The following is a 24863-nucleotide window of genomic DNA, read 5'->3' as shown; positions in this document are numbered from 1 at the left end:
TTCAAGATACTTGCGTGCCATTTTTTACTTTAGTTTCAGGATGTAGTAAATAGACCTCGTTTGTCTTAACAGCACCGATTACCAAGCACGCGCTCATAAAGTCGGAAATCTGCTTCTTAGGAAAATTAACCACAGCAATAATCTGTTTGTTAAGTAAATCTTCCCTAGTATATAAAGTGGTTATTTGAGCTGAAGACTTTTTTATTCCTAATTCACCAAAATCTATGGTAAGTTGATAGGCTGGTTTTTTAGCCTTGGGAAAATCATGGACTTCTGTTATTGTACCTACACGTAAATCGACCTTTGTGAAGTCTTCAAATGTTATTATCTTTTCCATGGACTAAAATTATTCATTTTTAATTTAAAATCAATGGCTTTAACACCTTCAAATATGCTACCACTTGGAACGGTAGCACCAAAATTTAAACTTCTAGACACCATAGACGATACCCATAAATCCTTAGATGAACTCGTTGGGGATAAAGGCACCTTAATCATGTTCATCTGCAACCATTGCCCATTTGTAATTCACGTTAATAAAGAACTTGTAAAACTAGCTAATGACTTTATAAATCAAGGCATTAAGTGTATAGCAATTTCTAGTAATGATGTGGGGAACTATCCGCAAGACCGGCCTGAACTAATGAAGAAAAAGGCCATAGAACTCAAATACCCCTTTCCCTATCTATACGATGAAACCCAAGAGGTAGCCAAAGCCTATGACGCGGCCTGCACACCAGACTTCTTTTTATTCAATAAGAACTTAGAATTAGTCTATACTGGTCAATTGGATGACTCAAGACCTGGAAATGGCATTCCTGTTACCGGAAAGGATTTGAGATCAGCTATAGAGTCCTTAATACACAAAACATCCATTAACCCCAATCAAAAGCCAAGTATGGGCTGTAACATTAAGTGGATAACGTAAAAAATCAAAACTGAAAGCATTGATAGAAACCAAACAACTTATCTTAAGACGGATTACCAAAAATGACGTTCAAGATTTTTTTGAATTGGATTCCAATCCAAAAGTTCATCAATTTTTAGGGAACCAACCTGTGACATCCATTGCAGAATCCGAGCAGATAATTTTAAATATTTTAGAGCAATATGAACGTTATGGAATCGGACGATTAGCCATAATCAAAAAAGACTCTAAAGAATTTATTGGTTGGTCTGGTCTAAAATTTGAACAAAATGTGCGTAAAGATTTTAGCTATTACGATTTAGGGTATCGTTTAAAAGAGCAGTTTTGGGGAAATGGTTACGCCACCGAAGCAGCAGAGGCCTCAATTAATTACGGATTTCACGAATTAAATTTAACGGAAATTTGTGCTGCTGCAGATGTTAACCACGCATCTAGTAACCATATTTTAAAAAAAATTGGAATGACAGCTTCAGGTACTTTTATTTACGATAAGACACCCTGCAATTGGTATACAATTAAAAACCCATATAACTAACAAAACCCCTTTTTCAAGGGGTTTGTCATCAATCAAATTACTCTAAACCAAGTGTTATGCTTAAGTTTAATTTTTACTGTGCTCGTAGCTTAAAGTTAATTGGAATACTATAAGGTACGCCCACTGGTCTATTGCGTTGTTTACCAGGCTCCATTTTAGGAAGTAAACTGATAATTCTTTCTGCCTCACCTATTAAAAGTTTATCTGGACCTCTGGATTTTATTTTATCCACCTTGCCATTCTTATCTATTAAAAAGAACACATATACTTTACCTTGAATATTAAGCTCTTGAGCAGCATCGGGATACTCAAAATTCTTTAGTAGATGCTCTTGCATTTTTCTTTGAAAACAAGCCTTTAACTCAGCGTTATTGCCTGTACAACCAGGAAATATTGGCACTTGCTCAATAACCGCAAAAGGCACTTCAATATCTTCTTCTACTTCTTCTACCTCAACTTCGTCTACACTTACTACGCGCTCTTCAATTATATCGTCTTGTCCTAGTTCAGTGCTCTCAACGACGGTTTCTTCTATCTCGGCAACATCCTCAACAATTTGAATAGATTCGGTAACAATTTGTTTTGGTGGAGGTGGTGGAGGAATATTTATATTAGTAATTGGTATATCCTCTTCCAATTGTTCCGTTAACATTAAGATGTCAATCTTAGTAGTTTCTTTGTCGTAAGTCTTATGTTCTAATCCTAAGTATGTAAGGAGTAACATTACGTTTAAGCCAACAGCAAAAAATAAACTGCTGTTTCGACCTACATTGGCTTTTGGGTTCTTCTTGAATTCCATGACGTTTAATTTTATAGTATAAAGCTAATCATCATATCGCTTAAAATTCATGATAAAAGTCATGTTTACCTAAAAACCACTATTTTAACAGTTTAAAGATTATTCAGTTGATTGTCGTTGCCATTTTCACTGATCGTCCAAAAGAAGCCAACAAAAAAGAATTGATCGGCAGCTGGTCTTAGGGCTCTTCGATTGAATTGTCCATTCAAATCTGGTGTATTGGCATATTGATAGCCATTTATATTTTTAAAACCCAAAACATTATTTACCGAGAAATACAAAATCTTTTGTTGGTCCAATAAATAGGCCCAATTAAGACTTAAACTGTTAAACGGCTTTGTACGTTCTCCTAAAAAGTCATTTTGGTTAGGATCTGTATAAGGTCGGCCAGAAGAAAAAACATAAGCCAAACCAAGTTGGCTTTTTAAGCTATCTATCCAATACTTGCCCACAATGGAAAAATTATGATTGGTTGCAAAGGCGGGCTGAGCTGGTTTTGGAAAATTTCCATCAAGGCGTTCGGTGTCTAAATAAGAATAACTAATCCAGTAGTCTAAATTATTAATACTTGTATTATCCCGCCAAAATAAATCCAAACCTTGGGCAAATCCAGTTCCGTTTGAATCAAAGTTACTCATAGGCATTTCAAAATCTGTGTCAAATCTAACCAGGTTATCATAATCCTTTCTGTAGGCTTCTGCCCTAAATATTTTTCCATTATCCACATATTGATAGTTTAAAATGTAGTGTGTAGTTTTTTGCGACTGCAAATCCTGTTCAAACTTTAATACCGAACTATTTGGGTTCTGAAAGAAATTACCATAGGCTATAGAAAATTGACCGTTATCTGACACCTTATAAGCCAAGGCTGCACGCGGTGCTATATCAGTTGTTTTAAAGATATCACTGTAATCTGCCCGCAGACCAACCTTAAGGGCCATTTTTTTTGAGAAAATGACATCGGCCTCCGCAAAGCCCGCTGAAATATTATTATCAAAGTCAAAAGTTTCATCCACTGCTTGCGCTTGAAAATTTTCATCAAACGTCGTTAGGAATTGTTCTGCTCCAAAACTTAGTTTAAATCGGCTGTTAAATCGTTTCTTAAACTTCAATTTAAAATGGGCCGAATTTTCCCTATTACCTATATCGCTTGAATCTACATCGATTTTATTATTGGCATAGGTATAGCTCAATCCCGAAGTTATGGACCAGTTGTTGCCAAGAACGCCTTTATATGAGGAATTTAAATAGAAATTATTATTGTTTAAAGAAACCCTTAAGCCTTCATCAAGATTTATATCCTCTTGTGTCAGCTCAAATTTAGTTGAGTCAAATGCGGCATAGAATTTAAATATACCTTGATTAAAACGCTGTCTAAAAACGGTTTCGCCTTGTGCTGCGACAAACGGCGTTTCCCAATCATTACGGTCTTTGAAAACAGCTAGGTATGGTGCTAGGTTTATATAACTAGCATTAAAACTCAAAGATGACCTCTCCCATTTTTGGGTATTCCCCAAAGATGCTCCAACCGACAAAAGCCCAATATCTGTTTTTTCCTGATCAGGCTCATCAATTGTATTCAGTAGCAAAACACTAGATAGCGCCTGCCCAAACTCCGAGGAATACCCGCCTGTTGAAAATGTAATACCATCAAAGAGAAAGGGCGAATAACGCCCCCTAGTTGGGATGTTATTTGTTGTTGGGGTATATGGCGTAAATACGCGGATACCATCAATAAATATTTGGGTTTCATCTGCATTACCACCTCTTACGAACAAACGTCCGTCTTCAGCAACATTAGATGTTCCTGGAAGCGTTTGTAAGGCACCAACAAAATCGCCTAAGGCGCTTGCCGTTGTTACTACATCCAAAGGCTTTAAGACTGACACTTTGCTATTATCGTTAGCCTCAAAGGTACCAGCGTTAAGTACAACAGCATCCAGCGACTCTACATCCTCTCTTAACTTAATCTGAAGGTTGGACAATTTTGAAACATCTTCATAAATAGTCTTAGACTCAAAAGACAAAAAGGACACTATCAAAACTTGCTTACCCTCTTCCTCGGTTAAAAAGAGAAAATCACCATTGTCATTAGTTGTATCGCCATCATAAGTGCCGTCTAAATAAACATTAGCGCCTTGAATAGGTTGATTGTTAGTGTCTACTACCTTGCCTGAAATGGTGACTTGTGATGTGCCGTATTGTACAAAACTTAATAAGAATATGATTATTAACTGTTTCATTTTTTGATTGCTGATAATAAATCAATTATGATTTTACTGACACAAATCTCTAAAAAGTGAAACGGGATTGAAATTCAAATTTACCGAACTGTAATAATTAAATGATGAATTGAATATATTTGCTCAAAGACTACGTTTTATGCTTACAGCAACCGAGAAGCAATTCACCATCTTGTTCCTTATTATTGTCTTTTTAGAACTTGTAACTTCTAGCTCTTTATCATTAACCTACACCCATTATATTGCCAAACCGGCCATAGTAGCGAGTCTTATTTTTTTATTCGTAAAAACATTCCATTCTAGAAGCTATATTCGATTTTTCACCATTACCGCTTTGATTTTCGCACTTATCGGCGATATTTTATTGATGTTTGTTCATATTTGGGAACATTATTTCACCTTAGGATTGGTTGCCTTTCTTCTCGCTCATGTCATGTATATTCTTGTTTTTTTGAAGCAACGGAATTCTAAAATATCCCCTTTTAGATGTATTGTAATCCTATTTCTATACGCTATGGTGCTTTTTTATTATTTACACACTGGCTTAGGTGACATGCTCATTCCGGTTGTTATTTATATGTTGGTTATTTTAACCATGGCCACAACAGCTTTCTTACGAAAAGAAAAGGTTAATACGGTGAGTTTTAAACTTGTTTTCACAGGTTCTATTTTCTTTATGCTTTCTGATAGTATACTAGCACTCGATAAATTCTATAAGCCTATGCCCTTTTCAAATATTAGCATAATAATCACCTATGCGATTGCCCAATATTTAATCGTGTTAGGAATTATAAAATCAAAGTGTAACAATACATAGGTTACAGCTACTAATGAAGTAACTAACCAATTTCATCAATTGAATAAAGAACTTGAACATAGTTTTGTTGAGCAGCTGCAGAAACATCAAAACATTGTGCACAAAGTATGTCGTTTGTATACAGATAATGTAGATGCGCACAATGATTTGTTTCAAGAGATAACCATACAATTATGGCGCGCCTATCCTAAGTTTAGGGGAGATTCTAAATTTAGTACATGGATGTATCGTGTGGGATTGAATACGGCAATTACACTGTACAGGAAATCAAAAAGACGAATAAAAACTCAAGCCTTTGATAGTGTTCAGTTTAAAATCAAAGCCGAGAAATATGATGACACGGAAGAGCAACAATTAAAACTCCTGTACAATGCCATCCGTCAACTCAATGACATTGAAAAAGCATTAATCTTTCTTTATCTTGAAGATAAAGATTATAAAGAAATAAGCGAAACATTAGGTATAACCGAAGTAAATGCTCGCGTAAAGATGAATCGCATAAAAAAGAAATTGAAAACTATACTAAATCCGTAAATGTATGGATGAATTAGATTTATTAAAAAAAGACTGGAACAAAGAGGGTGCTAGCTTTAAGAATTATCAAGTGTCAGATATATATCAGATGCTACATAAAAAATCATCCTCTATAGTAAAAACCTTGTTCTATATAAGCGTAGCGGAGCTTATATTTTGGATTCTTATCAGTTACGTACCATATACGTTCTCTGATAATTTGAAAGAACGTTTGGACGCCAGTTATGAAGATCCAATTTTTGTGGCACTTACCGTTTTTAGTTTTTTGGTTGTTTTTTTATTTGTTTGCCTACTTTATATTTCACATAAATCCATTTCCTCTACAGACAATGCTAAAAAATTAATGGAAAGCATTTTGAAGACACGTAAAGTAATTAAATACTATGTGCTCTATAATCTAGTAATGATTTTTATTTCCGTACCGCTATCGTTATACTTTGAATTTAATGAAAATAGCGAGTTCCATAGCCAAGTCGCCGGAATGAATAGTACTCAGATGCTAGTGTTATTCATTATTACTGTTGTTGTAATGGGTATTTTTGTCGTTGTTATTTGGCTCTTTTACAGATTACTATACGGCATATTACTAAAACGACTTAACCGCAATTATGAAGAACTAAAAAAACTTGAAATTTAATTTTGGTCTTCAAAGCTATTACCAATCGCGTAATTCTCTATTAAGACGTTCCTTTTCTTGAAGCTCGTCCTCAGGTATCACTTTTAAAAATGAAGGATGCTGCTCTATGGCGTATTCAATTTTCTCGACAATCTCGGCTATACTCTCATTTTCATAGTCTATTTTCAGAGGCTCCTTAATCTCCATGGATTGATAGATATTCTTCTTTTTTACCCTTAGCCCTTTTTTATCAAATGAACGTCTAAAACCATCAATAACAATAGGTACCACAATAGGTTTGTAGGTTTTTATGATATGCGCAGTACCTTTTCTAATTGGCTTAAAAGGTGTCGTAGTGCCTTGGGGAAATGTTATCACCCATCCATCGTCTAAAGCCTTTTTTATAGCGCTAATATCACTCATCTTAACTTGCCTATTGACATCCTGACCTTTAGACCGCCAGGTGCGCTCAATACTGATTGAACCAGTGTAAGCGAAAATTTTTGGAAGTAAGCCCGACTTCATTGTTTCCTTTGCCGCCACATAGTAAATATTGAGTTTGGGATTCCATAAATATCCCACATTCTTAATGCTATCCAAACGTCCACTTAAACCGGCATTAAACACATGAAACATGGCAATAACATCAGCAAAATACGTCTGATGATTAGAAATGAACAATACATTGGTGTCAGGTAAATTCTTGATAACCTCAGAGCCTTCAATTTGCAGTTCGTTGAAGCCTCTAAATCGTCTATGGGTGAGTAACCCTAATATTCTGATCAACCATTTTTTTACAAAAAGAATATGACCAAAAGGGTTGGTTTTAAATAATCCCATAAATAATTTCTAGTTTATCTGAAATACAAATGTAATAAATAAAGATACCTACAAAACCTCTTTTAACAAGTCTTTTATTTCACCCAACATCATTGCCGTTGCGCCCCAAACGATATGGCCATTGAGTTTAAAGGCAGGTACTTCTACAGAGACATTGTATGAGGTGGGCACTTTGGTTTTGATGATATTTGTTGGATTTAAAAAGTCCTCAAGATTAACTTCAAGGATTGCCTCCACCTCTTCATCTTGCTTTCTGAAATGTGGTGTATATTCTGAAACTCCTAGATAAGGGTGTACCATAAAATTACTTGGTGGAATGTATAAAGGTGTTATGTCCCGAATGACCTTAACCGTTTTCTCAGGAACACCTACCTCTTCCTTTGCTTCGCGCAAAGCAGTTATCATCAAGTTTTTATCTTCGTCTTCATATTTTCCACCTGGAAACCCTACTTGGGCAGAATGTACCCCTTTATAACTCTTACGCAGTATTAATACGAGATATGTTTCATTCTGTAGGCTTGGATAAAATAATGCCAAAACTCCAGCTTTCTTGGCAAATTTTGCCTTTTCTGCCATTTTTCTCGCAAGTTCTATTCGATAGGGTGGTGACATTTTAGCGTGTGAGGATTCGCCAAAAAGATCAAGATGTTTTACTTTTACAAACGTGTCTAAAAACCTATCAAAAATCATTATGAGATTCCTATATTTTGCTAGTTTGGTCCTTTTTTTATGGAATTGTGAAGATAATAAAACTACGAAAAAATCAACTAACACTGTTGCGAAAGATTCAGATAGCCTTAAACAAAAACCCTTAAAAAAAGCCAATGTAAAACCCACTCCAGACTATCCTGTTTTAACAGACGAAAACGCAATGGAATTCTTTTTAGAATACAGTAACAACCATGATGATGATAAGGTGAGGGTGACTACTGATTTTGGTACCATAGATATACAGCTGTATGATAAAACAAGATTTCATAGGGCTAATTTTATTTATTTAACCAAACGAAACTATTTTAATGGCACACAGTTTTACCGCGTCGTCAAGAACTTTGTGATACAAGGGGGTAGCAGTGATGATTACAACATCGCAAAGCGACGTCGAAAAATCGGAAAATACCTTTTACCTCCTGACACCAAACGTGGCTATACTCACAAACGAGGCGCGGTCTCGATGCCTAGTAGTGAAATTGAAAACGCCTATAAACTAGCCTCTCCTTTTCAATTCTTTATAGTACAACGTCAAGGTGGTGCTGACTATTTAGATGAGGGTTACACCGTATTTGGGGAAGTGACAAAAGGTATGGATGTTGTGGACAAAATTGCTAGTGTAGAAACGGATGAGGGTGATTGGCCTCTAAAAAATGTGTACATTAGAAAAATTGAAGTAATCGAATAACCTCGTTATGAATTCATTACAACTAAAAATAACGGTACTATTATTATTTGCAACAGCGCAATTATATGCTCAAAATTACGTGCTATATTCAAATGATAGCCTTAGCCTATATTCGGAGGAATTTCAGGATAGCTTAACATTGAATATTCATAAACCTGAAACCTTCAATTTTGCGGATTCTTCAACCAAATACCCTATTACCATTGTCTTCGATAGCCAGCATAAAATGACCTATCCCAAAATCGTGCACAGTTTCGACTTGTTAACCAATGAGGCGAGTATTCCAGCAACTCTTATTGTTGGCATTCCTTTTAATTACAAAAACAGATTCTATAGAACATCGGCACAAAAAAAAGAAAACGATAGCTTGACCGGTCTAGAACGTATGGAAAATTTTCTTTTTGAAGAGCTTATCCCAATACTTAAAAAAGACTACAAAGCTAATGACCATATTACCCTAATCGGTCATTCTAGAACAGCCTTTTTAGTAAACTATCTATTGACGAGTCAAACAGCACGTATTGATAATGCCATTTCCTTGAGTGGTTTTTATTCAGAAACACCTCTAAAAGATGGTTATTTAGAAAACTTTATCTCAAATGATAACAACTTCAAAACTAATGTCCAATATTTTGCTTCAACTGGAACGACTATTGGTGAAGAAAATTACAAAAGGCAATACGATGCTTTAGATACCTATTTAAAGACTAATACAATTGCTAAAAACTTAAAGTTTAACTACACCAATACCATAAATGCAAACCACATCACTAATTATTGGATGTCTGTGCCACAAGCCCTTTTAATTGTTTTTGATAATTATGGCCAAATCATTGACGATTGGTTATTTGTTAAACTGGAAAATAAAGACATAAAAACACCCATAGACGAATTTAAAAAAGACTTATCAAAATTAAAGCAAAGTCTAAATTTAAAAGCAAATCCAAGCGTAACACATATCTTTTCCTTCGCTAGCTTTTACTACCATAACAAAGATTTTAAAAATGCCATTTCGTTCTTACAGCTGGGCTTAGAGTACTATCCAGATTATTTGGATTTTTATCCGTTTCTTATTGAATGCTATGACCTTGCGAAAGATGAGAAAAACAGGGATTATTACACCAAACTTTATAAAGAGAAAATTAATGCAAGTCCATTTTTGACGAGTTCAGAAAAAAAAGAGTTGTTAAAAACAGACTAGCCCTTTGATTTCTGCTTTTTCTTATACAGACTAGGTAACCTTATTTTAAAAATAACCGCTAGTAACCTCACCATAATAACTACCCCACCTGCGATGAGAAAAATAGAATTGATATCTCCCGTGAATTCCCGGAGAAGAAAATAAACAAGTCCCCCAACAATACAAGCGGTAGCGTAGATTTCCTTTCTAAATATAACAGGGATTTCATTACAAAGAATATCCCTAATAACACCACCAAAACAAGCAGAAATTGTACCAAGGGTAATACAAATGGTTGGATGTAGTTCTGCATTAAGTCCTTTTTCTATTCCAATGACAGTGTAAAGTCCGATACCAATGGTATCAAATAAGAACAATGATTTTCTAAGATGTTTTAATTCGTTTCTAAATACTACCGCCACAAATGCTGAGATTGCAATAACAGCCATAAATGTCATATCCTTCATCCAAAAGACAGGCGTAGTACCTATCAGAACATCTCTCAGCGTGCCTCCTCCAACAGCGGTAACAAAAGCTATTATAAACACCCCAAAAGCATCCATACGTTTACTCATGGCAACCAAAACACCAGAAATAGCAAATGCTATAGTACCTAAAATATCAAGAGTCTGAATAAACATTACATGTTTTGCGTATAGTAATTATAATCTTTCAGAATAGTGTCAATAAACTGAACATCATATAGTTCTGATTCAATTTTTAATAAATCACAAATCTTGTTTCTCAACAGGGTTAATGTCTTAAAGTCATTAGTCCTCTTTGAAATGGTAAAAGCTTCTTTTATAATCCTAACATCTTTATCCGTTAACTGGGTTACGGTATTAAAAACGGGCTCATAATCATCTTTTATATCTTCTAAAATAGTACTAGATATATTGTCTTTTTGCTTCACGCTTATTACAACAGTACCTGCAGCAGCATCACCTATACGTTGTTTTTTATCGGAAAGTAAAATGCTAAGTATCCCTATAGATGGAGAAAAAATCCAAAGGTCAACGATTCTCAGCATCCATCTTACAAAAAGATTATACCATTCGGTAGGTGCACCATCCAGACGAACAACCTTAATTTTCATTATCATCTTACCAATGGTTTGCCCACCAAATAATATGTGGAAAATCAGGGAATAGAAAAAAGCTGGTAATAGAAATAGTCCTAGAAAACCACGTCTTGTCCAACTGTCCGTGTCGAAAAGCTCTGAAATAGCAATAACGTTTTCCATGATGGTCATATAAGTAAGGATTATAATACCATCTATTAAAAATGCAACAGCGCGTTCTCCGAGCCCAATTAACTTATAATCTAGGTTTACATTTTGTGCAGTGTTAATTGCTAAATTGCCCATTGCGGTGTATATTCGTTTTAAATTAAAGTGGTTTATGCGCGAGGCGTCTTTCGTTAGGCAAAATAAGGAAAAATGGATTGGTTTTGAAAAGGCATTGAACAATAATGTTAACATAAATCCGGATGATTTAGCCTCTTACTATATTCAGTTGACCAACGACTTATCTTACGCTCAAACGTATTATCCTGGAAGCAAGACCTTATTGTATTTAAATTCACTTGCCTCACAGGCCCATCAGAAAATATATATTACGAAGCGAGAGTCTAAAAACAAGATTATTTCGTTTTGGCGCGACGAGTTTCCACTTTTTTTTAGGCAGTACCATAGTATATTACTGTATGCATTTTTAATTTTTATGTCGGCCGTAATTATCGGAGTAGTCTCAACATTAAATGATGATTCTTTTGTGAGATTGATTTTGGGTGATTCTTATGTGAATATGACCATTGAAAATATTGAAAATGGTGAACCTATGGCCGTTTATAAAAGTGGAAGCCGAATGGGTTCGTTTCTGGGAATTACCATAAACAATATCAGAGTGGCCATTATAGCCTTTGCGCTTGGAGTTTTTTTTAGTGTCGGAACCATATATGTTTTATTTAGTAACGGTATTATGCTGGGGTCTTTTATATCCTTTTTTTACACATATGGCATTTTAGAAAAAACCTCAACGGTATGGCTGCATGGCACCATAGAAATATCGGTCATTGTTATTGCGGGTTGTGCAGGCCTGGTTATGGGAAATAGCTTTTTGTTTCCAAAAACCTATTCGCGAAGAGTTGCTTTCACTAAAGGTGCTAAGGACGGTTTAAAAATCGTAGTGAGTACCATTCCCTTTTTTATTATTGCTGGATTCATAGAAGGGTTTATCACTAGATATGGCCAACAAATGCCCTGGTTTATTTCTTATGGGATTATTTTCATTTCCCTTTTTATTATTGTTTATTATTATATCGCCTATCCTATTCTTCTTCATAAGGCCCAGTCTATTCAAAATTCAAATCTTAATCACTCGTGAACGACAACTATATTGAACTTAGAACCCGAAACACCTTTGGGGATATCATAAACACTTACTTCCTTTTTTTAAAATATAATTTTAAAGCCTACACCAATTTGTATCTAAAGTATAATGCCGTGAGTATTATACTTACACTTATTGCTGCCTACTTATTAGTAACGGGCTTTATGGGCCTGGCAAGTAGGGATTTTAGATTTGGCATGAGCAATACTGTTGAATCCGACAGTTATTTTATTGCGGGAGTTATTGTATTGTTATTCATAGTATTTGTAACCTCGTTAATTAATTACAGTTTTTCAAGTGCTTATATTACGCAATACGTTAAAAATGAGGGCACTATTAATTCCAGAACCATTTGGAACAGTATCCTTAATAATTTAGGAACAATTATCATTTTTATTCTAATTGGCGCACTGTTATATCTGCTGTATTTAATTATTTCCGTTATAGTTTCTTTCATACCTCTTCTTGGAATGATTATCCAATACGGTTTAAGTTTTTCTATGGCGGCCGTATTCGGATTAACCTTTATGTCTATTTTTTCCACTGAAAAAACATTTGGTGAAGCCATCTCAGAAGGTTTCGACTTTACCTTTTCCCAATTTTGGCGAGTAATCTTATTTGGTTTGGTCATAGGCATTCTTAATTTTATGATATCAGTTCTGATTGTTTCGATTCCAAGTGTTATTATAGGTATATATGTTTATTTTTCCGTTGAGAGCAATGTGGATATTGCAACAAGTACCTTTGCCACTTTAGTGTTCACTTTTGGATTTGCCGCTTTTATCCTATCCTTCATTTACACCCAAGCGCTGTCTCAATTAGCTTATGGGATTTTATACTATAATCTGTATGAAATGAAATACAATGTTTTTCTTAGAAAGAAAATTGAACAAATTGGTATCAATGAATAGAGGCAATCCCAAACACAAATTGGCCTTTTCTTTTTTGGCATTAGTCAATCTTGTGCTATTCGCCCAAGAGACTAAAGTTAAAATAGACTCTTCTGGTGTGGATGTTACATCGTTTAATGATAATTTCAAAGAGGCTTATTCTAGTGACGATTTTAATTACGAAATTAATGATACGGGAGGGGTTAATCTGATGCAACGTATTTTGCGGAAATTTTTTGGTTGGTTAGGTGATATTTTTGGCTTTGATATTGATTTTATTGATTACAAAACCCTTGAGTACATCGTTTATGCGAGCCTTGGACTTATAGTCCTTTATTTATTAATTAAGTTTTTACTCAATAACCCTGTAAGCTCTGTTTTTAAAACTGAAGATAAGTCCATCGACGGGTTTAGTTATGTAGAGGAAAACATCGAACAAGTTGATTTTGACAAGCTTATTAAAAATGCTTTAGAGGATAAAAATTATCGTTTGGCTACACGGTTTATGTACCTTAAGTCATTGAAAGTTTTAGCCAATAAAGAATTTATTGAATGGCATTTTGACAAAACTAATTCAGATTACTTTAATGAAATAAAAGACACACAATTGAAATCACTCTTTAAACGGATTTCTTACGTGTACGAGTACATTTGGTATGGTGAATTTCCAATAGACGAAGCTACTTATAACAAAAACAAAGAAGATTTCAATCAACTTATTAAAACGTCAATGAATGGATAAGCGCTCAAAAATAGCTCTTTACAGCATTGGTGTTGTGATTGTGTTGATGATGATAGCAGAGATTACGAAACCTAAGGCTTTAAACTGGAGAGATTCCTACTCTGCTGCCGATAAAATACCCCTGGGCTGCTATGTGCTTTACAATGAATTGGAAAACTTCTCTTCAGGTGACGTTCTGGTATCGGACCAAAATATCTACGAGTATCTTAAAAGAGCTGATACCTTAACTAAAAAAACAATAGTCTTTATTAATAATCGTATTTATTTTGATACTGAAGAATCTGAAGCCTTATTGAATTTTGTTGACAAAGGGAATACCGTATTTTTAAGTAGTACCTATTTCTTCGGGAATGCATTAGACTCCTTAAATATAAGTGTAGAACAGCAATATGCGAATCTGTTTAAAGCGCCTTCAGAACATAAATTTACGAGTCCAAACCTTAAGGCGAATAACCGAATTTTTGAAGATGTCATCGAAAACAGTCATTTTGTGTCTGTTGATACGTTAAATACCACAATTTTAGGAACAATTACAACGACCAACGAGGATGAACTTAAAACTACTAGTCCTAATTTGATTAAAGTTACCTATGGTGATAAAGGTGGTGAATTCATTCTACATACCAATCCGTTTGCCTTCACTAATTATCACCTTTTAAATGGCAAGGAAGCTTATGCGGCCGCGGTATTGTCTTTCTTACCAAAACAACAAATCGTTTGGGACAATAATTACAAAAGCGGAAGAAAAGTGATAACTAGCCCTTTGAGGTACATCCTGCAAAATCCAGCACTTAAATGGGCTTTTTATATCAGTATGTTTGGATTAATTCTATTTGTGATTTTTAAAGGAAAACGGACACAACGTATTATTCCCGTAATTAATAAACTTGAAAATGCTACAGTAGATTTTACGAGAACCATTGGAGAGCTCTATTATCAATATGGTGATTTTACCAATATTATTGAAAAGAAGATTCAATATTTTCTCGAATTCATAAGAACAAATTATTATTTAAATACGGCACAACTCAACCCAATTTTTATTGAAAAACTCGCCATTAAATCTGGCAATACCAAAGAGGATTCCAAAGCATTGGTGGATTACCTCCTGTATTTAAAATCAAAAAATAAGCATACAGAAAAAGAGCTCATTGAGCTAAACAAAAAAATAGAACAGTTTACAAATAATAAGCTATAATGGAAGAACAAAACGAAAAGTCCTCGGAACAACGACATGATTCTAATACAAGTAACAGTCCTGAAAACAATAGTGGCACTGAAACTTCAAACATCCCCAGTACGGATTTTGAAAATCGGATAGACCTTAAGCCCTTGCAAGAAAGCGTAGAGCAAATCAAAAAGGAAATTGCCAAAATAATAGTAGGTCAAAACGAAATGATTGAACTTTTAATTATTTCGATACTAACGAATGGGCATTCCCTTATTGAAGGTGTTCCTGGTGTGGCCAAAACGGTAACTGCAAAACTGCTGGCAAAAACCTTGGATGTTGATTTTAGTAGAATACAATTTACACCAGATTTAATGCCCAGTGATATTCTAGGCACCTCCATATTCAACGTCAAAACAAACGATTTTGAGTATAAAAAAGGACCTATTTTCTCTAATATTGTATTAATTGATGAAATCAACCGTGCACCGGCAAAGACTCAGGCCGCTTTGTTTGAGGTCATGGCAGAGCGTCAAATCACAATGGACGGTCAGCGCTACGAAATGGCACCTCCCTTCTTAGTATTTGCTACCCAAAACCCAATAGAGCAGGAAGGAACTTATCGTCTACCTGAAGCCCAATTAGACCGCTTTTTATTTAAGATCAACGTAGATTATCCGTCATTGGAAGATGAAGTTCAGATTTTGATTGACAACCACCAAAGGCTGGACTTCATGGACTTTAATGCCATAACATCTATTTTATCGGCAGTAGATATAAAGAAATATCAGGACTTGATAAAACAAATTATAGTAGAAGATAACCTTATTAATTACATCGCATCCATCGTACATAACACCAGAAACAATGCCAATTTATATTTAGGTGCCTCTCCCAGGGCTTCTATTGCCATTTTAAATGCGGCAAAGGCAAATGCTGCAATACATGGACGGGACTTTGTAACGCCTGATGATATTAAGCGCTGTACAAAAGCGGTTTTAAAACATCGTTTAATGCTCACGCCGGAGCGGGAAATGGAAGCGTTTACTGTGGATAAAGTTATAGATCAAATTCTTGAAACCATCGAGATTCCTAGATAGTGAAACGACTATTAAAACAGACATATCTAAACTTCAGGTTTTTTAGGTTAGCTATATTTTTAGTAGGCCTATTTATTCTTGCCTATATCTATCCCGGCTTATTTAATATTATCACTGTTTTATTTTTCATCCTTGTGGCTCTAACTTTAGTCGACCTTATGTTGTTGTTTAAACAAAAAGGTATTGAAGCGGTTCGTATTCTTCCAGAAAAATTGAGTAATGGTGACGATAATACTATTGAAATAAGCCTAAGAAACAAGTACAATTACAAAACCAAACTCGTATTGATAGATGAATTGCCCTTTCAATACCAAAAACGTGATTTTGAAATAAAGACCCTTTTAGAAAAAAGTGATAGTAAAAAAATAACCTATACCCTAAGGCCCTTAGAACGCGGGGAGTACTATTTTGGCAACCTAAATGTTTATGCCAGTTCTCCCATTGGTTTAGTTACAAGACGCTTTCAATTTGGAAAAGATGCCATGGTACCTAACTATCCATCATTTCTTCAATTGCGAAAGTACATGCTAATGGCTTTTTCCAATAAACTCTTAGAATATGGGCTCAAGAAAATAAGACGTATTGGTCATACCATGGAATTTGAGCAAATCAAGGATTACGTAACGGGTGACGACATAAGAAATATCAACTGGAAAGCTACAGCTAAGCGCAACCAATTAATGGTGAATCAATTTCAAGATGAGCGCTCCCAACCGATATATAGCGTTATTGACAAGGGAAGGGCTATGAAGATGCCCTTTGATGGTTTAAGCTTATTGGACTATGCTATTAATGCCACCTTAGTTATAAGTAATGTCGCCCTCAAAAAACAGGATAAAGCCGGTATGTTTACTTTTTCGAAAAAGGTGGAAAATAAGGTTGTGGCTGAGAGACGACCATCACAAATGCATAAAATTCTTGAGACGCTATATAATGTAAATACGGATTTCTCAGAATCAGATTTTTCACGCCTTTATATTGATGTAAAACGCAATATCACGCACAGAAGTTTACTCCTACTTTATACCAATTTTGAAACATTAGATGCCTTGCATAGACAACTTCCGTACTTGCAGGCTATAGCAAAAAATCATTTATTGGTTGTTATCTTTTTTGAAAACACGGAATTGCATAAACTAACGCACATAAAAGCCGAAAATACATTTGATATTTTTCAAAAGACCATAGCAGAGAAGTTTATGTACGAGAAGAAACTCATTATTAACGAACTTCAAAGGTATGGTATCCAATCTATCTTAACCGCACCTGAGGATTTAACTATAAACACCATCAATAAGTATCTGGAAATAAAAGCCAGAGGACTTATCTAACTGCGATAACATATAATATTACAATTCATCCTTCCAAAATAACAATTGAGTAAAAAGAATTACAAGAAATGTGAATGTTATTAGATATTTGAATCATCAAAATCAATTAACCATTAAAATTCTTATACTATGAAAAATGTAATATTAACCATCGCCTTCGTATGTTCTTTAGCTTTTGGATTTGCACAAGATAAGGGCATTACCATAACGGTTACAGTAGACAACATTACAAGTGATAAAGGAAAGGCCTCCTTCTCATTACATACCTCAGAAACATTTATGAAGGGCGGAGGAATTATGAATGCCTCATCTGAAATTAAGGATGGAAAAGCAGTCATAACCTTTACAAACGTCAAACCTGGAGAATACGCTATTTTAGGAATGCACGACGCTAATGAAAACGGTCGTATGGACTTTAGGGAAAACGGCATGCCTTTAGAAAGTTATGGAACTTCTAACAATGTCATGGCATTTGGTCCACCACAATACGAAGACGCTAAGTTCATCGTTGCGGATAAAGACCTGGAACTGAATCTGAGGTTTTAATAAATCCTAAAAAAAGCCAGCTCGTTGCTGGCTTTTTTTATGCTGTAAAGTTAGCTTAAACAGTCTCCCCAAGCCAAGCTTTCATCATCCAAACCGTTTTTTCCTGCTCGGTAATAAAATCACTCATCATAGAATTAGTACCCTCATCATTTACTTCGTCAGATGATTTTAGAATTTGCCGCTCAATCATTAAAAGTTCTGCGAGAGAGTCAATAATTAAATGTACCGCATTTTCATCTTTTGAAATATTTTTACCAACTGGAACTTTGCCTGCTTTTGTATAGTCATCAAACGTGTGCAAGGGTGTTGCTCCTAAAGTTAAAATTCTTTCGGCTATCTCATCCACCTTTACATTGGCATCAGTGTAAAGCTCTTCAAATTTGGTATGTAAATCAAAAAAGGTTTTTCCTTTGATATTCCAATGAATACCCCTTAAATTCTGATAATACAATTGAAAATTCGCTAAAAGAATATTCAAATCCGCCGCTAGTTTTTGTGTTTTCCCGGTATCTAAACCTATACTATTTAAAGTCATAACATTTAATTTGTCTGTAAAGGTACGAAGTAATAAAATTTGCTTTCCTATAGATTTTATGAATAGTTTTTATACTTTTATAACTTAAATGAATAGTAATGACCATTACACAGTTAAAATATGCTTTAGCTATAGCAGAACACAAAAACTTCACTAAAGCTGCGGAAAAGTGCTTTGTCACACAACCCACCTTAAGCACCCAAATACAAAAATTGGAAGACGAATTGGATGTGGTGATTTTTGATCGTGGTAAAAAGCCTATTGAACTTACCGATGTCGGCAGAAAAATTGTCTTCCAGGCTAGAAATATAGTTAATGAAGCGGACCGTATACAGGATATTGTGGATCAACAAAAAGGATTTATTGGAGGTGAATTCAGACTTGGCATTCTACCGACCATAATGCCAACCCTTCTGCCTATGTTTCTGAAAAACTTCATAAAGAAATATCCAAAAGTGAAGTTAAAGATAGAAGAATTAACCACTGAAGAGATTTTAACACGAATTAACGACGGACATTTAGATGCTGCCATTGTGGCCACACCCTTAGAAAGTGATAACATAAAAGAGCGTGTTTTGTATTATGAGCCTTTTGTAGCATATATACCCAATAACCATAGATTAAGGGATAAGAAAACAATTGAAGTGTCAGACCTAGACATAGATGATATGCTACTACTTGAAGATGGTCACTGTTTTAGAGATGGTGTTATTAACCTTTGCAAAAGCTTTAAGGACCATATTGATGATAATTTTCAATTAGAAAGTGGAAGTATAGAGACACTCATAAAATTATCCAATGAAGGCCTAGGCATGACGCTCCTACCGTATTTACACACCTTAGATGTAACTGATACACTGAGTTCAAACTTAAGGCATTTCTCAGAACCATCACCGGCCCGTGAAGTAAGCATTATATTTCATAAGAGTGAATTAAAAATGCAGATTATAGATGCCTTACATAATGTAATTTCAGGAATCATTAGAGGTGCTATCGCCTTTAGCAACGTTGAAATTATCAGTCCTCTGCCAAAATAAAAAAAGCGACTATTAAGTCGCTTTTTTCTATGCTTTTAAATAAATTAAACATTGATTCAATTCTGGGTTCTGGTTGATTAAGGATTGAATGAAAACCCTTAAGTCTTCCAGTTCATGAGGCAACAAGCGCCTCACTGCTTTTTCTACTTCCTTACAAAATAAGGAGACATCAAAACTTACTTTCTTAAGTACGGTCTTAGTGTACTCATACATTGCTCTGGCCATAGTTACTTGATAGGTTTTAATTGAACAAAAAAGTAGATTTTTATATAGGCAAATGCTTATGCTCTAAATTAGGAAAAATATCGATACTGAATGAAAGTTTTTAACAGCTTTTTATGTTAAATGTTTTTTATCTCGGGCCAAAACGATTGCAAAATACCAGCAATTCCTGATAGTAGACTTCATTATTTACGTTATTAAAAAAGGTTAAAACGCTTCGATTGATTAAAACCTATTGTCACCGTCTAGTAAATCACCTAATCCTCCAAGAATACTTCCCTCGCCCTTATCCTTGCCCCCACCTCGCGGTGCAGAAGCTAAAACACGACCTGCCAAGCGGCTAAATGGCAAGGACTGTATATATACTTTCCCTGGTCCTTGAAGCTTAGCGAAAAACAATCCTTCACCCCCAAATATTGAGTTTTTTAGTCCACCAATAAATTCGATGTCATAATCAATTGTTTGGGTAAACCCTACGATACATCCTGTATCGACGCGTAAAATCTCACCAGGTTGTAATGTCTTTTCAGCCATTGTACCACCGGCATGTACAAACGCCATACCGTCACCTTCTAATTTTTGCATGATAAAACCTTCACCACCAAATAAACCTCTTCCCAAACGTTTCGAAAATTCAATGCCAACACTCACTCCCTTAGCCGCACACAAAAAAGCATCTTTTTGGCAGATAAACTTTCCTCCAAATTCAGATAAGTCAATTGGAATTATTTTACCAGGGTAAGGAGAAGCGAATGATACATTACGTTTTCCTGAAAGGTTATTATAAAAGGCTATCATAAAAAGACTCTCACCGGTAAGTATCCGTTTTCCCGCACCAAGAATCTTACCTAAAAAACCTTGGTCCTTCTGCGAGCCATCACCAAAAATCGTTTCCATTTTAACTCCATCATCCATCATCATAAAACTTCCAGACTCGGCAATAACACCTTCGTCCGGGTCTAGTTCTATTTCCACAAATTGCATTTCTTCGCCATAAATGCGATAATCTATCTCGTGGGCCTGTCTATCAGAGTTATCAGGTAGTCGTTGCATACTTTTATTATTTTAGACTTTGTTTATCTATTTGTTGATTTATAATTGATTTTGTTACAAAACTTTAAAATCACTTGTTTATTCAGTACTTCAACGCCATATACAATAACAAAATCAGGGTTTTACTTTCAGTGTCCATTCAAAATTAAAGGAACATACCTCTATACCATCAGCGTTGACTCCGTTAGCACTCAACCAAACTGTTTGGCCTTCGTCTGTATTTATTGCTTTAGCTATAGCTTCGTCTATTTTAGATCCTTCGATGCAGGTAAAAGTGATGCGTCCGGTAGCCTTTTTCATAAAGCTAGCATTATTGTTTAACACGAGCATGGATATATTTTTTCCGCTCTCCTTTATTTTTTGCATCACAAGGGCACCCGTAGCAAGTTCTGCAGCCATTCCCTGCACGGCCCAGAACATTGAATTAAATGGGTTTTGATTAATCCACTTATGTTTAACGGTAACTTCACATTTAGTGGCATCGAGGTAGGTTGTTCGCACACCCGTAAAATAAGCTGCAGGAAGCTTGAGCATAAGGAATTGGTTGAGCTTAAATGGGGTTATTCTCATAATTAGCATAGATATTTTAGTCTAAAATAACTGAAATTATTAAAGTTCACTAATGTTAATATTTTGTTAAATATTAGTACTATGTTTTGCATAATACCTTCTTTTAGATATATATTTGCATAAGAAACTATTATATGCTTTTTAAAATGGTAAATAATCATCATAAAAATTTAGCCACATTTATACATCTTTCTACATTTTCAAGATTTATAATCCCATTTGGCAATTTTATAGGCCCAATCGTATTGTGGGCTGCTAATAAGGAAAAATCAGAATTTATTGATAAACACGGTAAGCAAGCCATTAATTTTCAGATAAGCATTTTATTATATGCTATTATCATAGGCACCATCAGCGTACCATTCTTTATATTTAAATTATTCAAAGGATTAGATGTCATAGATTTCAATGGCTTCCACAACTTTCATATCAATGTAGGAGAACCATCACCTCTTCTTTACATAGGTGGCGGACTTGGAGCATTAGCAGTTATTGCATTTATTATAGAATTGGCCCTTATTGTGAAAGCAAGCCTTTCCGCCAGAGATGGTAAACTCTATAATTACCCCCTAACCATAAACTTTTTAAAATAGCCAAAAAATCATCATCATAAACAATCAAAACATGAACAGTTTAATTCAATTAAAGACGCTTCTGATATGAAAATAGAAAACACAAAAGCACAAATGCGTAAAGGCGTTCTAGAATATTGCATCTTATCTATCTTAAAAGATGAAGATGCCTATGTCGCGGAGATTCTGGGCACCTTAAAAGACGCTAAGATGCTTGTTGTAGAAGGAACCATATATCCTTTATTAACAAGACTAAAAAATGCTGGATTACTCAATTATCGCTGGGAAGAATCCACATCAGGACCACCAAGAAAATATTATGGTCTCACAGAAACAGGAAAACTGTTTCTCAAGGAATTAAACACCACTTGGAGTGAATTACAAAATGCCGTTAACCTAGTAACAAGTACAAAAACAACAAAAAAATGAATAAAACAGTCAATATAAATTTAGCAGGTGTATTCTTCCATATAGATGAAGATGCATATCTTAAGTTATCACGCTATCTTGAGGCTATAAAACGTTCATTTACAGACTCCCAAGGTCGTTCGGAAATTATTGCTGATATTGAAGCACGTATTGCCGAATTATTTTCTGAGCGTATACAGAATCAAAAGCAAGTTGTAGGTATCAAGCTAGTCGATGAGGTTATTTCCATCATGGGACAACCTGAAGACTACTTAGTCGATGACGAAATCTTTGAGGATGAGCCTCAAACCAAATACAAGTATCAATCAAAACCAACTAAAAAACTATTTAGAGATACTGACAACTCTTACATTGGTGGTGTTTCCGCAGGGCTTGGCCATTATTTGAGTATAGATGTGTTATGGGTAAGATTACTTTGGATTTTACTGACTATTGGGTCTGGAGGTACATTCATCTTCATTTATCTCATTTTTTGGGCCTTGGTGCCAGAAGCAAAAACAACTGCCGAAAAATTAACTATGACTGGTGATGCCGTGAATATCAGTAATATTGAAAAAAAAATTAAAGATGGCATTGATACGGTTTCAGACAAGGTCAGGAATGTTGATCTAAAAAAACAAGGCGATCGTTTAAAGGAAGGGTTTGACCAGGTCTCAGATAATATTTCTGAATCAGTTAAAAACGTTGATTTTCAAAAACAAGGAAACAGACTAAAGTCAAGCTCCCAAACCTTCTTTGACACCATTGGTAACATCCTGATGTTCTTTCTTAAGGTGGCAGCAAAATTTATTGGTATTATACTCATTCTAGTGGGTATAGGAACATTATTGACACTAATAGTAGCCTTCTTTACCGTTGGTATAACGGATGCCGTTCATTTTCCACCGATGAACTTTATTGATGCAGCCAATGCAGCCAATATTCCTATGTGGTTAATGTCCATGTTGCTATTGTTTGCTATCGGAATACCGTTTTTCTTCGTTTTCTACTTGGGATTGAAGATTTTGGTAAACAACTTAAAATCCATTGGTAATGTTGCCAAATTTACCTTGGTTGGTTTATGGTTTATAGCCATCATTGGGTTGATAATTACCGGAATTAAACAAGCCACAGAGCATGCATTTGACGCCAATATCACTGAAACATCACAACTAAACATCAAAGCCAATGATACTTTAAAGCTAAGAATGGTAAGTCACGACGGTTTTAATAATTATTACTACAGAAGCAGTAACAATTATCAATTCCTAGGCAAGGATGATGGAAGAACTATTCTATCAAACGATATAAGGCTTATCATTAGATCCACCAAGGATTCCTTAGCCTCCATTAATATTGAGAAGGAGGCATCTGGTAGTAATTATGACATCGCAAGGCAACGTGCTCAGAATATAAACTATGGTTATGCTATTGTAAATAACGAGCTCAAGCTAGATGCCTTCTTAACCACTAGTGTGGACAATAAATTTAGCGAGCAACAAGTCATGGTAATTTTATATCTACCAGAAAATACAATTCTGTACGCAGATGATAATACACACAGTTTTCACCAAAACAGTAGTTATTATAATGATATTTTGGATAGTGGTATGGAAGAACACTATTTAAGGGTCGTTGAGGATGATGTGGAGTGTTTGGATTGTATAAACAGCATGAAAAACGACGAAGAAGACACCTCAGAAATTAGAATAATAAATGAAGAGGATCCGGAAGTTAGAATCAGGATAAATGAAAAAGAAGGTGTCAATATTGAGGTAAATGACGATTGAATCACATAATTCTACAGTTCAGTAAATTATAATTTAATTTAATCCTGTTATAGGACACTTTTGTATAGAAATCATCAATCAAAAAATGAACAAATCCATCAAAATTCTTTTGTTGTGCGTTATCGGAGTCCAAATGGTCTCCGGTAGTGCCACAGCACAGGAGAGCGCAGATTCAGAACTTTTTAAAGCCTTAAAGGCACAGGATAGTATTTTGTTTCAAATTGGCTTTAACAAATGTAAGGTTGAACAAAGTGCTGCTTTAATGTACGATGATTTAGAGTTTTATCACGACAAATCGGGGGTGTCCCACTCAAAGGCAGAATTTGTTGAAATTATGAGAAATGGCATTTGTAGAGAAAACAATCCCAGGCCGACCTATAGATTCTTAGTAGAAAAAAGCCTTGAAGTATTTCCATTATACAATAATGGCCAACTTTATGGCGCACTTCAAAACGGGATGCATTTCTTTTCAACAGAAAAAGATAAGACCTTCAAAGAAAGCGATAATTATGCCCTGTTCTCACACTTATGGATCATTGAAAATGGCCAATGGAAATTAAAACGCGTCATAAGCTACAACCACAACGCTAAAGCGATTAGTACAAAATAATTATTCAT

The 24863-nt window shown here is 35.0% G+C and carries 30 protein-coding genes; 19 read left to right on the top strand and 11 right to left on the bottom strand.

The genetic code is table 11. From position 1 onward, the window contains the following. Nucleotide 1: 1 nt before the first annotated feature. Nucleotides 2-337 carry a tRNA-binding protein gene (locus CA834_RS12035; RefSeq protein WP_094968961.1) on the bottom strand — a complete coding sequence of 112 codons (336 nt, stop codon included), beginning with the start codon at nucleotides 335-337 and terminating at the stop codon, nucleotides 2-4. Nucleotides 338-370: 33 nt separating this feature from the next. Here CA834_RS12035 and CA834_RS12030 point away from each other — a divergent pair, with 33 nt between their 5' ends. Beyond that, a complete protein-coding gene (locus CA834_RS12030) occupies nucleotides 371-928 on the top strand; it encodes a thioredoxin family protein (protein ID WP_094968960.1) in 558 nt (185 codons plus the stop codon). A gap of 19 nt (nucleotides 929-947) precedes the next feature. After that, on the top strand, nucleotides 948-1463 hold the full coding sequence (locus CA834_RS12025) for a GNAT family N-acetyltransferase (RefSeq protein WP_206186875.1): 516 nt from the start codon (nucleotides 948-950) through the stop codon (nucleotides 1461-1463). 73 nt (nucleotides 1464-1536) lie between these two features. Here CA834_RS12025 and CA834_RS12020 read toward each other — a convergent pair whose 3' ends face one another. Continuing rightward, nucleotides 1537-2262, bottom strand: a complete 726-nt coding sequence (locus tag CA834_RS12020; RefSeq protein ID WP_094968958.1) for an energy transducer TonB — start codon at nucleotides 2260-2262, stop codon at nucleotides 1537-1539. A 92-nt stretch (nucleotides 2263-2354) separates the two neighbouring features. After that, nucleotides 2355-4505, bottom strand: a complete 2151-nt coding sequence (locus tag CA834_RS12015; protein ID WP_094968957.1) for a TonB-dependent receptor — start codon at nucleotides 4503-4505, stop codon at nucleotides 2355-2357. Nucleotides 4506-4644: 139 nt separating this feature from the next. Here CA834_RS12015 and CA834_RS12010 point away from each other — a divergent pair, with 139 nt between their 5' ends. From CA834_RS12010 to CA834_RS12000, 3 genes are read left to right on the top strand one after another with little or no spacing between them, the layout of a single operon-like run. After that, nucleotides 4645-5322 carry a lysoplasmalogenase gene (locus CA834_RS12010; RefSeq protein WP_094968956.1) on the top strand — a complete coding sequence of 226 codons (678 nt, stop codon included), beginning with the start codon at nucleotides 4645-4647 and terminating at the stop codon, nucleotides 5320-5322. A gap of 39 nt (nucleotides 5323-5361) precedes the next feature. Then, nucleotides 5362-5856, top strand: a complete 495-nt coding sequence (locus CA834_RS12005) for an RNA polymerase sigma factor (protein WP_094968955.1) — start codon at nucleotides 5362-5364, stop codon at nucleotides 5854-5856. Between the two features lie 4 nt (nucleotides 5857-5860). Next, the gene (locus CA834_RS12000) at nucleotides 5861-6493 is read left to right on the top strand and encodes a hypothetical protein (RefSeq protein ID WP_094968954.1); all 633 of its coding nucleotides are present in this window, start codon (nucleotides 5861-5863) and stop codon (nucleotides 6491-6493) included. A gap of 18 nt (nucleotides 6494-6511) precedes the next feature. On the opposite strand, the gene CA834_RS11995 is transcribed toward CA834_RS12000, so the two are convergent. Next, on the bottom strand, nucleotides 6512-7312 hold the full coding sequence (locus CA834_RS11995; protein ID WP_094968953.1) for a lysophospholipid acyltransferase family protein: 801 nt from the start codon (nucleotides 7310-7312) through the stop codon (nucleotides 6512-6514). 48 nt (nucleotides 7313-7360) lie between these two features. Then, entirely contained in the window at nucleotides 7361-8002 is a 642-nt protein-coding gene (locus tag CA834_RS11990; protein ID WP_094968952.1) for an NUDIX hydrolase, read from the bottom strand. Nucleotide 8003: 1 nt separating this feature from the next. On the opposite strand from CA834_RS11990, the gene CA834_RS11985 reads away from it, so the two are divergent. Together CA834_RS11985 and CA834_RS11980 are read left to right on the top strand one after the other, a co-directional pair. Further along, nucleotides 8004-8711: a peptidylprolyl isomerase gene (locus CA834_RS11985; protein ID WP_094968951.1), complete on the top strand. Its 708-nt coding sequence runs from the start codon at nucleotides 8004-8006 to the stop codon at nucleotides 8709-8711. A 7-nt stretch (nucleotides 8712-8718) separates the two neighbouring features. Continuing rightward, nucleotides 8719-9912, top strand: coding sequence for an alpha/beta hydrolase-fold protein (locus CA834_RS11980; protein ID WP_094968950.1), 1194 nt, complete (start codon nucleotides 8719-8721; stop codon nucleotides 9910-9912). Here CA834_RS11980 and CA834_RS11975 read toward each other — a convergent pair. Next, a complete protein-coding gene (locus tag CA834_RS11975) occupies nucleotides 9909-10532 on the bottom strand; it encodes a trimeric intracellular cation channel family protein (RefSeq protein WP_094968949.1) in 624 nt (207 codons plus the stop codon). The genes CA834_RS11980 and CA834_RS11975 overlap by 4 nt on opposite strands. Further along, complete coding sequence (locus tag CA834_RS11970) at nucleotides 10532-11257, bottom strand: RDD family protein (RefSeq protein ID WP_094968948.1); 726 nt, start codon at nucleotides 11255-11257, stop codon at nucleotides 10532-10534. Before CA834_RS11970 ends, CA834_RS11975 begins: the two co-directional genes overlap by 1 nt. A 34-nt stretch (nucleotides 11258-11291) precedes the next feature. Here CA834_RS11970 and CA834_RS11965 point away from each other — a divergent pair, with 34 nt between their 5' ends. The 7 genes from CA834_RS11965 (at nucleotide 11292) to CA834_RS11935 (ending at nucleotide 18058) form a co-directional block, all read left to right on the top strand. Next, nucleotides 11292-12275 carry a stage II sporulation protein M gene (locus tag CA834_RS11965; protein WP_094969025.1) on the top strand — a complete coding sequence of 328 codons (984 nt, stop codon included), beginning with the start codon at nucleotides 11292-11294 and terminating at the stop codon, nucleotides 12273-12275. After that, the gene (locus tag CA834_RS11960; RefSeq protein ID WP_094968947.1) at nucleotides 12272-13192 is read left to right on the top strand and encodes a hypothetical protein; all 921 of its coding nucleotides are present in this window, start codon (nucleotides 12272-12274) and stop codon (nucleotides 13190-13192) included. Before CA834_RS11965 ends, CA834_RS11960 begins: the two co-directional genes overlap by 4 nt. Further along, a complete protein-coding gene (locus CA834_RS11955) occupies nucleotides 13185-13913 on the top strand; it encodes a hypothetical protein (RefSeq protein WP_133085500.1) in 729 nt (242 codons plus the stop codon). Before CA834_RS11960 ends, CA834_RS11955 begins: the two co-directional genes overlap by 8 nt. Beyond that, nucleotides 13906-15111 (top strand): DUF4350 domain-containing protein, encoded by a 1206-nt coding sequence (locus tag CA834_RS11950; protein WP_094968945.1) that lies wholly within the window; start codon nucleotides 13906-13908, stop codon nucleotides 15109-15111. Before CA834_RS11955 ends, CA834_RS11950 begins: the two co-directional genes overlap by 8 nt. Beyond that, complete coding sequence (locus CA834_RS11945; protein WP_094968944.1) at nucleotides 15111-16181, top strand: AAA family ATPase; 1071 nt, start codon at nucleotides 15111-15113, stop codon at nucleotides 16179-16181. The genes CA834_RS11950 and CA834_RS11945 overlap by 1 nt, the downstream gene beginning before the upstream one ends. After that, nucleotides 16181-17512 carry a DUF58 domain-containing protein gene (locus CA834_RS11940; protein WP_094968943.1) on the top strand — a complete coding sequence of 444 codons (1332 nt, stop codon included), beginning with the start codon at nucleotides 16181-16183 and terminating at the stop codon, nucleotides 17510-17512. The genes CA834_RS11945 and CA834_RS11940 overlap by 1 nt, the downstream gene beginning before the upstream one ends. Before the next feature lie 129 nt (nucleotides 17513-17641). Next, nucleotides 17642-18058: a DUF2141 domain-containing protein gene (locus tag CA834_RS11935; protein ID WP_094968942.1), complete on the top strand. Its 417-nt coding sequence runs from the start codon at nucleotides 17642-17644 to the stop codon at nucleotides 18056-18058. Nucleotides 18059-18113: 55 nt separating this feature from the next. On the opposite strand, the gene CA834_RS11930 is transcribed toward CA834_RS11935, so the two are convergent. Beyond that, nucleotides 18114-18593 carry a Dps family protein gene (locus CA834_RS11930; protein WP_094968941.1) on the bottom strand — a complete coding sequence of 160 codons (480 nt, stop codon included), beginning with the start codon at nucleotides 18591-18593 and terminating at the stop codon, nucleotides 18114-18116. 98 nt (nucleotides 18594-18691) lie between these two features. On the opposite strand from CA834_RS11930, the gene CA834_RS11925 reads away from it, so the two are divergent. After that, nucleotides 18692-19630 carry a LysR family transcriptional regulator gene (locus CA834_RS11925; protein WP_094968940.1) on the top strand — a complete coding sequence of 313 codons (939 nt, stop codon included), beginning with the start codon at nucleotides 18692-18694 and terminating at the stop codon, nucleotides 19628-19630. A gap of 27 nt (nucleotides 19631-19657) precedes the next feature. Here CA834_RS11925 and CA834_RS11920 read toward each other — a convergent pair whose 3' ends face one another. The 3 genes from CA834_RS11920 to CA834_RS11910 form a co-directional block, all read right to left on the bottom strand. Beyond that, nucleotides 19658-19855 carry a hypothetical protein gene (locus CA834_RS11920; RefSeq protein WP_094968939.1) on the bottom strand — a complete coding sequence of 66 codons (198 nt, stop codon included), beginning with the start codon at nucleotides 19853-19855 and terminating at the stop codon, nucleotides 19658-19660. Between the two features lie 222 nt (nucleotides 19856-20077). Next, nucleotides 20078-20905, bottom strand: a complete 828-nt coding sequence (locus tag CA834_RS11915; RefSeq protein WP_094968938.1) for a TIGR00266 family protein — start codon at nucleotides 20903-20905, stop codon at nucleotides 20078-20080. 114 nt (nucleotides 20906-21019) lie between these two features. Beyond that, nucleotides 21020-21475, bottom strand: a complete 456-nt coding sequence (locus tag CA834_RS11910) for a DUF4442 domain-containing protein (protein WP_094968937.1) — start codon at nucleotides 21473-21475, stop codon at nucleotides 21020-21022. Nucleotides 21476-21621: 146 nt separating this feature from the next. Here CA834_RS11910 and CA834_RS11905 point away from each other — a divergent pair, with 146 nt between their 5' ends. From CA834_RS11905 to CA834_RS11890, 4 genes are all read left to right on the top strand, one after another. Next, nucleotides 21622-22068 carry a DUF4870 domain-containing protein gene (locus CA834_RS11905; RefSeq protein ID WP_094969024.1) on the top strand — a complete coding sequence of 149 codons (447 nt, stop codon included), beginning with the start codon at nucleotides 21622-21624 and terminating at the stop codon, nucleotides 22066-22068. Nucleotides 22069-22134: 66 nt separating this feature from the next. Next, a complete protein-coding gene (locus CA834_RS11900) occupies nucleotides 22135-22476 on the top strand; it encodes a PadR family transcriptional regulator (protein WP_073081563.1) in 342 nt (113 codons plus the stop codon). After that, nucleotides 22473-24245, top strand: a complete 1773-nt coding sequence (locus tag CA834_RS11895; RefSeq protein WP_094968936.1) for a PspC domain-containing protein — start codon at nucleotides 22473-22475, stop codon at nucleotides 24243-24245. Before CA834_RS11900 ends, CA834_RS11895 begins: the two co-directional genes overlap by 4 nt. Nucleotides 24246-24330: 85 nt before the next feature. Then, nucleotides 24331-24855 carry a nuclear transport factor 2 family protein gene (locus CA834_RS11890; protein ID WP_094968935.1) on the top strand — a complete coding sequence of 175 codons (525 nt, stop codon included), beginning with the start codon at nucleotides 24331-24333 and terminating at the stop codon, nucleotides 24853-24855. Nucleotides 24856-24863: the final 8 nt, after the last annotated feature.

Source organism: Winogradskyella aurantia, assembly GCF_002266855.1.
Lineage (GTDB): Bacteria > Bacteroidota > Bacteroidia > Flavobacteriales > Flavobacteriaceae > Winogradskyella > Winogradskyella aurantia.
This window is presented reverse-complemented; position numbering and strand designations above follow the sequence as displayed.